Source organism: Methylocaldum sp. RMAD-M, from assembly GCF_017832375.1.
GTDB lineage: Bacteria > Pseudomonadota > Gammaproteobacteria > Methylococcales > Methylococcaceae > Methylocaldum.
The window spans coordinates 1-11,670 of the sequence record NZ_JAFIBZ010000053.1 but is presented as its reverse complement, the minus strand read 5'-3'; the positions used below and the strand labels follow the sequence as shown (position 1 = coordinate 11,670).

Here is an 11,670-nt window from a genome sequence, read left to right as displayed (position 1 = left end):
ATCGAGGGAGTCGTGTTCAAGGATGGAGTTCAGGAAGACGTCGAGAAAGTCGCCGCCTGAGCCCACCCCCGTACACAACATTTGACCATTACTCTCTGTTAAACGGCAACATGCTGTGCTGCGCTTCAAAGAAAGGCCTGATGGTTCGCGTCGGCAAAGATGCCGAACCGCAGGCACTTGCCAATGCCATGGCAAAGCGTTGCGACGGTGGCGGTCATCCCATGCCTGGTTTCATATCGATTGAACCTGCTGGAATAAGCCAGGACAATGCTCTCGAAAGCTGGCTGCAAATGGCACTGACTTACGTTGGCACTCTACCCCCAAAGACAGAAAAATCCAAAATCAAGCCTCAACACTTTACCAGGAGAAACCAATGAAAAAGTTTATGTTCCTGCATTATGGATTTGAAAAACCCACCCCGGAAATCATGAAGGCTTGGCAGGCTTGGTTCGAGTCCATTTCAGACAAGCAAGTCGAGCAGGGTGGGTTCGCCGGTGGTCGAGAAATCTCAAAGAACGGCGCCAGGGATCTACCCTGGAATATGGAGTCCATTACGGGTTACAACATCATCGAAGCAGAAAGCCTTGATGCCGCCGAAAAACTAGCCCAAAGCAATCCGTTTATTTCAAGTATTCGAATCTATGAGTTGAGGTAAGCATCACTGGCTAACAACGCCATCAACACGGACGGTGGAAAGCAGCGCTCCTTCGTCGCACCGCTTTCCACCGCCGATTATGGTGAACATTAGGCGCTTTACCCACCACAGTCGGAGATCTTAGTGAAGCAATCGCTCGGCCTCGTTTCCCTCGTTGTTCATGACTACGATGAAGCTATCGACTTCTTCGTCGGTACTCTCGGTTTCAGACTCGTTGAAGATACGTTCGTACCTGAGCAATCCAAGCGATGGGTTGTCGTCTCGCCACCTGGCGCAACAGAATGCCAACTCCTGCTCGCGCGCGCCTCAAGCCCAGACCAGGAAAGCCGCATTGGCGGCCAAACAGGTGGTCGGGTGTTCCTCTTCCTCTACACTGATGACTTCTGGCGCGACTATGAGTCCTATCGATCAAAGGGCGTCGTGTTCGTCCGTGAACCAAAGCATGAGTCGTACGGGACGGTTGCCGTGTTTCTCGATCTCTACGGCAACATGTGGGATCTTCTTCAGCCAACGGAATCACACATCAGGCTTCGCAATGGCAGCGCCTAACAATTCATTCAAGCCGATGCCGCTTCACGGCACGGCATAACTCAAGCATTGAGGCCGTAGAACACCCTCAACTCGAAAATTGAGCCCACGAACAATCAATCGGTTGTTTGCCCTAAAATGCTCGAAAATAGGGTCTTTCTACAGCTTCGTTAAGCGTCCAACACCAGTCGAGGTATCTAATGCCAACAGCCAGACCATTCCTCATGTTTCAGGGCGGCAGCGCGCAGGCTGCGCTTGACCTGTATTTCGCCACCTTCCCTGATTCCCGCATGGTGCGAGTCGAATACTGGACTCAAGGCGAGCCGGGTCCTGCCGGCACTATAAAGGTCGCCTTATTCACTATTTGCGGCCGCGAGTTCATGTGCTCGGATAGCCCGATAAAGCATGATTTTTCGTTCACGCCTTCGAGTTCCACTTTCGTGGAATTTGGTTCGGCAGCAGAGCTAGAGCAGGCATTTGAAACGCTGTCTGAGGGCGGTCAAGTCCTGATGCCTTTGGGCAACTACGGGTTCAGCCAGCGGTTCGGCTGGGTAAATGATCGCTTCGGCGTATCTTGGCAGCTGAACCTTGCTGCCTAACACGGCACGCCAGCCGACCGTTTTGCCTCCGCTCCGCCGCGGCAAAACGTCGGCCGAGTTCAGGCGTTGGGCGGTATGAAGATCGAGCGGTTGGCCACTGCGCTGGATCCTGACTGGCTGCGCTTGCGCCTCGAGTTGTGGCCTGATGGGCGCGCAGACGAGCATCTGGACGAGATGGCCGCCTTCTTGGTAGAGCCGGAGCGCTACGCTCAGTTCATCGCCCGGTCAGCAGAGCAAGGAGCAGTTGGTTTCGCCGAAGCCTCCATCCGGACCGACCACGTGAACGGCACTAAGTCCGCGCCCGTCGCATTCCTGGAAGGTCTGTACGTGAGCCCAGGCGCCCGAAAACGAGGCGAGGCAAGAGCTTTGGTCGAGGTGGTGGCTCAGTGGGCCACTTCTAGAGGTTGCGTGGAGTTGGCTTCCGACACGCCCATCGAGAACGAGGTGAGTCAAGCCGTCCACCGCAAGCTGGGCTTCGCAGTGACGGAGCGAGTGGTGTACTTCAACAAGACGCTCAAACCCACGAATGCCGCCTTGCCCGCGCGGCCGGCCGTGGAGGGTCGCGTTAGCTCGAACGCTAGTGCGCGGAAGGAGATTCTTCGCGATTCTGAGTAAGATCGGATTCCAAGAGTTCGGACATAAATGGCCTGTCGATGCTCACAGACATCTTTGCTTATAGATACCTGGAAACTCCCATATGGGACGACTTCGACGAAAACGCGCGGAGATTGCTGGTTCAAGGGTTTCGAATCGTTGCCGAGCAACTGTTTCCCTACTACGACGCCAACGGCAAGGAAAAACCAGAAGCTAAGGTGATATGGGACGGCCTCAACAAGAGGCTAGCGATGGAGCTTGGCCTTAAGGATTTGTCCTCCCCGACTTATGGTTACTACACCGAGTGGAATGGGAATAAACACTGGACTAGCGGAACGTGGGCGAAAATCACGGTGTGCGAGAACTTTGTTCTTGCCGCATACGATGGTTCCGTGCCAGCCGATCAGTTTGTCAAGGAGCGCCTGAGCTTCATAGAACTAGCGTTCCGCCATCGAGAAGAACAGCTTTCAGCGCTCAACGCAAGCCTCGATAGACAGGTTCAAGAAGCTGAGCTAGAGGAGAAGCGGGGGCTGCATCGGGGGATACGCCTGCCCGGCAATCGAGCTGATGGACTTCGTGCGTGGAACAAAACTCAAAACGAGATGTTTCGGGCATCGTGCAACGAACTAAACGAGCGATTCCGTCGTTCTCGGGCGAAGCTTCACTATCACAATGGGTTCATTCAAATCTCGGAGGATGAAGTCATTGTGCGACACATAGAACAGCCGTTCTGGCTGTTGGTTGGCGATCCAATGTGGCAGAGCGTCGATCATGACATGAAAGAAGCTATTGATCTCCGGGATAGCGGAGGACGGGACCCGGCACTATTTGCGGCGAAGGCTCTGGAAAGCACCATCAAGATCATATCTGACACCAAGGGGTGGACCCGGGGTAACGAAAAAGGCGCGGCAAACTACATTGACAATCTTCGCGCAAAAGCAAATGGTGAGTTTATCAATGGTTGGGAGCGAGACAACTTGGTCGAGTTCTTCTCTAAGGTTCGCAATCCGTTCGGTCATGGTGCGGGGAGCCAACCAGTTCCAGAGCTTTCGCCCCCCCAAACAGATTGGGCAATTGAGTTTTGCATGATATGGGCGAAGAACTTAATTCGGCGGCTGTAATGAGCATCTCACGCCGCGCTCTAACAACAGCTTGCACACGGACACTTGTCCGCTGCCTCCCTTCGCTATCGCTCCGGTCGTTGCGGTCAAGTGCCGGTGAAGCTGGTCGTTAGGCGTCCCATCAACAAGATCAGTATGTTGAGCGATGAAGACCAAATCCGCGCGATTGTTCAAACGTGGCAGTCCGCCACCAAGGCAGGCGATATAAACACCGTGCTTGGTCTCATGACAGACGATGTTGTCTTTCTCGTTCCTGGCCGGCCGCCTATGCGAAAGGCGGAGTTTGCGGCCCTGTCACAGGTCCCGCCCGGCAGCCCTCGTCCGAAGTTCGAGGGCACGTCGGAGATTCAGGAGGTTCAAGTTTCTGGTGACATGGCGTTCGTATGGACCAAACTTTCTGTCGCGGTCACACCGCCAGGGGCGAGCCAGGCGATAGAGCGAGTGGGGTATACGCTTACGGTCCTGCGGCGTGAGCATGGCGAGTGGCTCCTGGCCAGAGACGCAAACCTCTTGTCACCAGTTCAGCGTTCTAGCACATGACGTCCAACCGATCGCTCCAACCGACGCGCTATAGCGAGCTTTGCCCGCTTCCGCGCGCGTGTGAGCTCAAACGTTAGGCTCAAGAATATGGCGCGAAGATACCTCACCCAGTCCGAAGCAGAGTCCGCCCTGAGTAGAGGGAAAGCAACTGAGTGCTTTCTCGGCGCTTGTGTCAGAGACGGAAAGCCAGGCATTCGGTGGCTTTCTGCGCGTGTCTCTAACGAGGGCTTCACTGTCTCAGTCTATGAGAGCGCGAATATCCGGAGCGCAGAGTTTACTGACGTTTACGAATTCGGACCGCTCGACCCGGAACTTGAGTTTGAGGATCCGGTAGAAACGTTCAGCGCCGACTCCTTTTCCAAGCTTACCGCTGAGCTAGAGCGTCGGTTCTTTTGCTGCACAGAGCGCTTAGTGAACGAGTTCGTAATTCAAGATGAGTATGCAGACTATTTGGCGCAGAAGCGCTCGTAAGGTGGGGCCCAACAAGGCGCTCGAGGCGACGCCGCTAAGCTTTGCAGCTTTATCAGGCATCGTCATCGGCGCGCGTCAGCTTTGTCGTTGGGCGGCATGAACACACCGCGCGATCCATCGTCGAGCATTCGCTCGTTGTCGGGCAAATGCCTATGCGGTGCCGTCCGGTACACGGTCGAAGATAGCTTCTGCTACGCACTCAATTGCCATTGCTCGAACTGCCGCCGCGCTACTGGGGCTGCCTTCAAGCCGTTCGCGGGTATCGAGCGTGAGAAGCTCATCCTCAGCCAGGGGCCCGAATCCCTGCTCATCTTCGGAGAGGAACTTGCCCACGACGCACGGTGCGCGAAGTGCGGTTCCCTCCTTTATTCCGTGGTTCGAGAAGGTCAGTTCGTCCACGTCCCGCTCGGGACGCTTTGCGATGAAGCTACCATCCGTCCCTCGGCGCACATCTTCGTCGGCTCGAAGGCGCCGTGGTTCACCATCACCGACAGACTCCCTCAGCACAATGAGTTCGACTGAGAACCAAGGCGCCCGCATGCCGCCCGACCCTTCGTTGCACCCGATTCGCTACAGCGGGCTTCGCCCGCTTCCGCGAGCGGGTGAACTCAAACGTCGAGGGTGTAGAAAAACGCTCAACTCGAAAATTCAGTCCATGAACAATCAACGAGTTACAGACCCTAGAATGCGCGAAAAAAGGGTTTTCCACAGCCTCGATAGGCAGAAGGAAATTATGAAGCAGCTACTCGCTGTGGTATTTGTACTGTTTACATTTCGAGCCTATGCCGTTGGTTGGGAAGAAAGCGACAAAGTAGCTGCCATATTTAAAGGCTCCGGCGTGAACGGCACGTTCGTTCTCTATGATGTCACCGCGCAACGATTAATTGGCTACGGCAAAGCTCGCGCCGAAACACGTTTTGTTCCAGCCTCAACGTTCAAGGTTCCCCACTCGCTGATCGGACTCTCAGTTGGCGCGGTAGAGAGTGTTGACGAAGTCCTGCCTTACGGTGGTCACCCACAGCCGTTCAAAACCTGGGAGAAGGATATGGGATTGCGCGATGCGATTACCCTGTCCAATGTCCCGATCTACCAGAGTTTGGCCCGACGTATCGGCTTAACGCGCATGAGCGAGAATCTTTCGCGGCTTGATTTCGGAAATGGAGAAATAGGTACTTCCATCGATACCTTTTGGCTGAATGGCCCACTCAAAATCAGTGCAGTGGAGCAAACTCGTTTTCTTGCCAAGTTGGCTCAGGGGGCATTGCCGTTCCCCCGGTCGGTTCAGAAAAGCGTTCGCGAAATCGTTCTAATGGAGCGGGGAGAAAATTGGGCGCTATATGGTAAAACGGGTTGGGAAAACGCTCCTAACCGAGGTATTGGCTGGTGGATCGGGTGGGTACAAAAAGGCGATCGTGTATATGCGTTTGCATTGAATATGGATATTCAGCAAGCAACCGATGCCAAGAAACGTGTAGAACTGGGTAAAGCGAGCCTTAAAGCGTTGGGGATACTGTGACGACAAAACAGATGCCTAACAATCGCATGCACTCGGACAGCAAAAGGCGCCACATCGCTCTGCCTTTTGCTGCCGGTGATGCACAGCATTAGGCCACGCAAGCAGGACTATGCACTGACTCGTCGCACTCATGATTCACGTGCCTGTACCGTCAGAGGCTCGTACCTGGTATCAGCGGGCGTTCCCCGAAGCGGATCAGGTTCACTCCATCTCAGGACTCCAAGCGGTTCGTGTCGGCGATGTTCAGTTGGAGTTCGTGCCCTCCGACGAGAAGGTCTCCTCTGGTCCGGCGGGTACCGTCGCCTACTGGCAAGTGCCAGAGTTCAACGCAGCGTTGGCCGCACTCCAGGATCTCGGAGCCACGCTCTACCGCGGGCCGCTGAACATAGAGAATGGTCTCGTCATATGCCAAGTCCGAGACCCCTGGGGCAACTGCATTGGCATCAAGGGCAAGAGAAGCTAGGCGCTCGCGCGGCGGTGGACTGCTCGTCTCACGTCAAGGCTGCTTTCGCCCGAACGCGTGGCCTTACCCTTCGCCAGAGCCGATCTCCACCGGCATGGCACTTGGCCCCTCGGCTCAAACGTTGGGCGTCATCGAAGCCATGATTAAACGGCCGTGTCGAAATTGGACAGCACCGTTCGACTACGTAAAGAGCATTTCGCTCGCTTAGGAGATCACGATGAGTAAGGTACGCGTGCTGTGTTTCAGTCTTTCCCTTGATGGATTCGCCGCCGGGCCCGAACAGAGCCTCGAAGATCCGAATGGTATCGGGGGTCTGGATGTACACGAGTGGTTTTTCCCGACCGCAACGTTTCAGCAACTGCTGTACGGCAAAGAAACGGGCACAACCGGAATAGACAACGATTTTGCGGCGCGCGGCATCCAAAACATCGGAGCGTGGATTTTGGGCCGCAATATGTTTGGCCCGGTTCGCGGCCCTTGGCCAGACGAGCACTGGAAAGGCTGGTGGGGTGAGAACCCTCCGTTTCACACACCGGTCTTTGTGCTGACGCATCATGCACGCGCGCCCATCGCGATGGCAGGCGACACGACATTTCATTTCGTCACGGAAGGAATCCACGCGGCCCTAGAGCGCGCCAGAGCGGCGGCGGGTGGTATGGATGTGCGCCTTGGCGGTGGAGTGGCAACGGTTCAACAGTATTTGCGCGCGGGTCTAGTCGACGAACTCCATCTTGCTTTTGCGCCTGTTCTGCTAGGTTCAGGGGAGAACTTGTTCTCCGGCATCAACATGCGCTCGCTCGGCTATCGATGCGTGGAGCATGTGGCTACTGACAAAGCAACTCACGTTGTCCTAAGAAAAACCTGAGTATCGAGATAATGCCGCCCAACAAGGCCCGTCGGCTGCACTTGGGCGTTAGCTGCAATCAAAAAGGAGACACGCCATGAAAATTACCGTTGAAACCACCGTAGCTGCACCCATCGAGGAAGTCTGGCGTGCATATACGACACCCGAGGACATCAAACAGTGGAATGCTGCATCCGATGATTGGCACACAACCGCTGCCACGGTCGATTTACGCGTTGGCGGTACCTTCTCCTCACGAATGGAGGCAAAAGACGGCAGCATGGGGTTTGATTTCGCTGGCACTTATACGAATATCGTGAAGCACAAATTGATCGAGTATTCCTTCGGCGATCGCGCAGCGCAGGTCGAGTTCTCTGATAGTCCGAAAGGCATTAAAGTACGCGTAACCTTCGATAGCGAGCCAACTCATTCTATCGAACAACAGCGCGAAGGGTGGCAAGCCATTCTTAACAACTTCACTCGCCATGTTGAGGCAAGCAGGTAGTTTCTCGCGGCGCCAATCGCCGCCGACAACCCGTTTCGACACCGACTCGCAAAAGGGGCCGCCTCCCGCCCCTTTTGCTCGCGGGTTAACGCGAACGTTGACGCTGTAGAAAAACGCTCAACTCGAAAATTCAGTCCATGAATAATCAACGAGTTATAGACACTATTAATCAGGCCCGTAAATACCCTCCTGGTATTTCGGGCCGCCGCCCAGGCCGGTACACGCCCGGCCTGGGCTCACGCGGCTTGTCGCCGCGCCGGGGCATCCCTGCCCCGGATTAACCCGGCCTATATTTATAGGCCGGGTTAATAAAATGCTCGAAAATAGGGTTTTTCTATACCCTCGTTACACTTCGAGATCGTGTATGAGGAAAGTCGCCTTTTTTGGGATATTGCTGCTACTTTTCGGTAGGAATGCGGTAGCGGGGTGGTATCAGGTCACTAATTACATCGGCAAAATTGGTACGTACCCCATCCATTTTTCACTTCAGGAATACGACTTTGGCAGTGGCCTAGCCTTCCACGGGAGCTACTACTATGACAAGAACATTATTCCGATTCCGATCTACGGCAAACGCGGTAGCTCAGGCACTATTGAGCTTTGCGAAATTCATGACGAGACTGAATTTGATCGCATTATTGTTCAAGGTTCCCGATCTGGATTTGACACATCATCTTGCCAATTCAAGCTGAGCGCAGATGAGACTGGTGCTCAGGGAACATGGGTCAGTGGCGGAAAGAGCTACGATGTGAGCCTGCACCGAAACACTATTTTGGATGACAAGACCGGCGCGGGATTGACGAAAGGCAATATAGAAATCCCATTTTGGGGGCAAACCAAGAATCACGCATTCATTGGTGTTTATGAAGGTACCGAGTCCGGCGTGATTTTCAAAACGATCAAAGTGATAGACAAGCACACCCGAACCGTAACTCAGGAGTTTAATCCGCAAGACCACGACTGTTCATTCGGGTTCATCATGACGCCTATATACATGAATGTCGGGAGCTATAAATCTAAGGTAGAACAAATAACCCTTAGTTGTGACAGAAAAGACAGTGATTTTGCTTTTTACGTCTTCAATCAGAAATCCAAACAATTTGTATTTTCGCAGACGAGGTAATCCAACTTCCGGTCCCAGCTGCCCGGCAAAAGCCGCGTGGTTTCGGTGTTACGAGTCACTGTTTGGACGGCCGCTTTTGTGGTCGGATGAGTAATTCTTTAAGTCTGCCATGAAGAGATTGCTTGCGCTCTGTCTCCTCGGATCGCCGGCGAGCTTCTACGCCGCGGACTTTTGTGAACGCGATACAACAATCGATCCGGAGTTTCCTGCCGGTCTCGGTGGTTCCTACGAAATCGTCGGGAAGGACCCTCTTACGGGATCCGCCTATGCGGGATCGCTTATTGTCGATTACGGCAAATCCACCTATTCGCTCACCCGCTCGGCTCAGGATGATAAGGTCCATGGAGACGCTTGGATCGAGCGCTGCGGCGCCGACAAGATCGTCGTTTTGATCGCTCGCCACTACACCAAGCCCGCACCGTTGGATCTCAGATGTTCTCTCGGAGCAGATGGCGGCAACTATTATCGAACGACTTGTAGAACCCGTTACCTGGGCACCCACCGTTGGAGCGGTCTGGAAGCATGGTTTCAAGAACAGGAGTGAGCTTGCCTATCAACACCGTCAACACGGACGGCCACAAGCGATGCGCCTTCGGCGACGGTAAATTGATTCAAGCTTTCGTAGGTCGGCAATCCTTTGCCGACGAAGACGCTCGGTTGGCAGGTGGCGTCGGGAAAGGATTCCCAACCTACAGGGCGGCACGGTTGTAGGTCGGCAATCCTTTGCCGACGAACCCGTTACCCCAACGGCACCGTCGGGAAGGGCGGCTTCGGCGTTCCAATCGCAAACGGTCATCCCAGGAGCGCTGGGATGACCGTTTGCGATTGGAAGGGGCCGATTAAAGGCCCGTTTGCGATTGGAAGGGTCGCGACTAAAGCGACCGTTTGCGATTGGGAAGGGATTCCCGACCTACGCGCGAATGCCCGTACAGTAGGTATGAAAATGCTCTAGCGTCATACGGAGAAAACGAGAATGCCGCTTTCTGACGATTCAAAAGCTCAGGCGGGCACGAGCAACGAATATCTTCTTGCGGTAACGGTCGGCGAACGCAAGCCTCTGAATAGCACCGTCTATCTGGCACCCTACGATCACTATTGGCCGAAACAGTTTGCGTTGCAAGCCAGCAGAATTCGTGACGCCCTATCCGAGAAGGTGCTGCTGCTTGAGCACGTCGGTTCCACATCGGTTCCGGGATTATCAGCGAAACCGCTCATCGACATGGTCCTCGCAGTGTCCGATTCCGCGGATGAATCGTCCTATGTCGCTCCGCTTGAGTCGCTCGGCTTTGTGATGCGCATTCGCGAGCCCGATTGGTTTCAACACCGAATGCTAAAAGCCCCGGAGCCTGACGGTAATCTTCACGTGTTCACTGTCGGATGCCCTGAAATCGATCGGATGCTGGCATTCCGGGATTGGCTCCGGACACATGATGACGACCGGAAACTCTACGAGGAGACCAAGCGTCAATTGGCAGCACGAATCTGGAAAGACATCCAGGACTATGCGGACGCAAAAACAGAGGTCATTCATGACATACTCGCTCGGGCACGGCGTTCACCATGAAAACCATAGCGACGTATTTAAGCTTGGATTGCGAGAGCGAAGCGAAACATAATCTAAGCTTATTCATTCGAGTTAGATGCCTTCCAACGGGCTTTGCCCGCTCCCAAGCGACCCTGAACTCGGGCATGTTAGAGGACATAATCGGAGTCCAGTCAAGTGAATGTATCTGAACAAAAAATATCGCCGTCAGCTATGGCGGCGGCGAAAAACGGAAACATCATCGAAGCCATTAAGATCGTTCGGGAAGATACCGGCCTGGATTTGAAACATGCCAAGGAATTGGTTGAAAGAGAGCTCAAGCATGATGGCCGGTCTTCATCATCTTCACCGCACTCGAGTATGCCAATCAATGCGCTTGTGGCATTGCAAAATGGTCAACTGATAGATGCCATTAGACATTACCTGGAACATAACAAAATTGGCTTGAAGGACGCGAAGGAAGCAATAGAAGACTACTTGGCAAAAAACCCATCGGTTCATCAACAGTTTAAGGCAGCCGCAGCTAAGGGGAGGAATCCTGTCGCAAGGATACTATGGGCAATCGTCGCAGTAGGCTTGATAGCCGTTGGAGGATACCTGGTTACCAAGAATTAACGCTTTAACCGGGAACCCAAGGTAACGAGCCTGACGAGAGCCGTTTGGAGAGTTGTTCTTATTTGCAGCTTTGGGTTTTTGAAGGATTTTCCCCGTCGAGCCCATTAGCTAACACGTTGACGTTTTATAAAACGTTTAACCCGCAAATTAAAATCATAAATAATCGATGAGCCCGCGCAGGGGCGCATTAGCTTAACCGTAACGCCCCCCTGCGCGAGTTCGGTCAATGGTCTTTGTCCGTTCACAGAGCCGATAGCGCCATATCCACCATCGACCACACCCCTGCCCAAGAGGTTTTTCATCGGCCATGGGCGATCAAGTCTATTGAAGCTCCTGTTCCGATACATTGGTCTAAGGGAGACGCGAAAATGCCGGACGCCGATCTACCGCCAAATTTCCCGCGAGTCTGCCCATGAACTCCGTACCTGCGACCAGCTATCGACAACCCGCCGTATTTTTCGTAAGCGTCCGCCGAGGACCGTCTCGACGGATTGAAAGGCTCAGGCGACACTGGTGCGAGCGGATGCACGGGGTGTCCGCACACTCTTGAGGT

The 11,670-nt window shown here is 54.1% G+C and carries 15 protein-coding genes; all 15 read left to right on the top strand.

What is annotated here, in order from left to right; genetic code table 11:
• The coding region (locus JOD69_RS24070; protein WP_210024351.1) for a hypothetical protein at positions 1-377 on the top strand (377 nt) is incomplete at its 5' end.
• On the top strand, positions 374-655 hold the full coding sequence (locus JOD69_RS24065; RefSeq protein WP_077730014.1) for a YciI family protein: 282 nt from the start codon (positions 374-376) through the stop codon (positions 653-655). The genes JOD69_RS24070 and JOD69_RS24065, both read left to right, overlap by 4 nt.
• Before the next feature lie 123 nt (positions 656-778).
• A complete protein-coding gene (locus JOD69_RS24060; RefSeq protein ID WP_086135731.1) occupies positions 779-1,204 on the top strand; it encodes a VOC family protein in 426 nt (141 codons plus the stop codon).
• A gap of 179 nt (positions 1,205-1,383) precedes the next feature.
• Entirely contained in the window at positions 1,384-1,782 is a 399-nt protein-coding gene (locus JOD69_RS24055; RefSeq protein ID WP_077730012.1) for a VOC family protein, read from the top strand.
• 75 nt (positions 1,783-1,857) lie between these two features.
• Positions 1,858-2,397: an aminoglycoside 6'-N-acetyltransferase gene (gene aac(6'), locus JOD69_RS24050; protein ID WP_086135730.1), complete on the top strand. Its 540-nt coding sequence runs from the start codon at positions 1,858-1,860 to the stop codon at positions 2,395-2,397.
• 38 nt (positions 2,398-2,435) lie between these two features.
• On the top strand, positions 2,436-3,497 hold the full coding sequence (locus tag JOD69_RS24045; protein WP_086135729.1) for a hypothetical protein: 1,062 nt from the start codon (positions 2,436-2,438) through the stop codon (positions 3,495-3,497).
• 1,107 nt (positions 3,498-4,604) lie between these two features.
• Positions 4,605-5,030: a GFA family protein gene (locus tag JOD69_RS24035; RefSeq protein WP_086135726.1), complete on the top strand. Its 426-nt coding sequence runs from the start codon at positions 4,605-4,607 to the stop codon at positions 5,028-5,030.
• 133 nt (positions 5,031-5,163) lie between these two features.
• On the top strand, positions 5,164-6,024 hold the full coding sequence (blaOXA, locus tag JOD69_RS24030; protein WP_240502480.1) for a class D beta-lactamase: 861 nt from the start codon (positions 5,164-5,166) through the stop codon (positions 6,022-6,024).
• 139 nt (positions 6,025-6,163) lie between these two features.
• Positions 6,164-6,487 carry a hypothetical protein gene (locus tag JOD69_RS24025; RefSeq protein ID WP_205781171.1) on the top strand — a complete coding sequence of 108 codons (324 nt, stop codon included), beginning with the start codon at positions 6,164-6,166 and terminating at the stop codon, positions 6,485-6,487.
• Between the two features lie 217 nt (positions 6,488-6,704).
• Positions 6,705-7,352, top strand: a complete 648-nt coding sequence (locus tag JOD69_RS24020) for a dihydrofolate reductase family protein (protein WP_086135725.1) — start codon at positions 6,705-6,707, stop codon at positions 7,350-7,352.
• A 76-nt stretch (positions 7,353-7,428) separates the two neighbouring features.
• A complete protein-coding gene (locus JOD69_RS24015) occupies positions 7,429-7,836 on the top strand; it encodes an SRPBCC family protein (protein ID WP_086135724.1) in 408 nt (135 codons plus the stop codon).
• A gap of 364 nt (positions 7,837-8,200) precedes the next feature.
• Positions 8,201-8,959: a hypothetical protein gene (locus JOD69_RS24010; RefSeq protein ID WP_086135723.1), complete on the top strand. Its 759-nt coding sequence runs from the start codon at positions 8,201-8,203 to the stop codon at positions 8,957-8,959.
• A gap of 109 nt (positions 8,960-9,068) precedes the next feature.
• Complete coding sequence (locus JOD69_RS24005) at positions 9,069-9,503, top strand: hypothetical protein (protein ID WP_086135722.1); 435 nt, start codon at positions 9,069-9,071, stop codon at positions 9,501-9,503.
• A gap of 429 nt (positions 9,504-9,932) precedes the next feature.
• Positions 9,933-10,523: a GrpB family protein gene (locus JOD69_RS24000; RefSeq protein WP_086135721.1), complete on the top strand. Its 591-nt coding sequence runs from the start codon at positions 9,933-9,935 to the stop codon at positions 10,521-10,523.
• A gap of 156 nt (positions 10,524-10,679) precedes the next feature.
• Positions 10,680-11,117, top strand: a complete 438-nt coding sequence (locus JOD69_RS23995; protein WP_139841199.1) for a hypothetical protein — start codon at positions 10,680-10,682, stop codon at positions 11,115-11,117.
• The last annotated feature ends 553 nt before the right edge of the window (positions 11,118-11,670 follow it).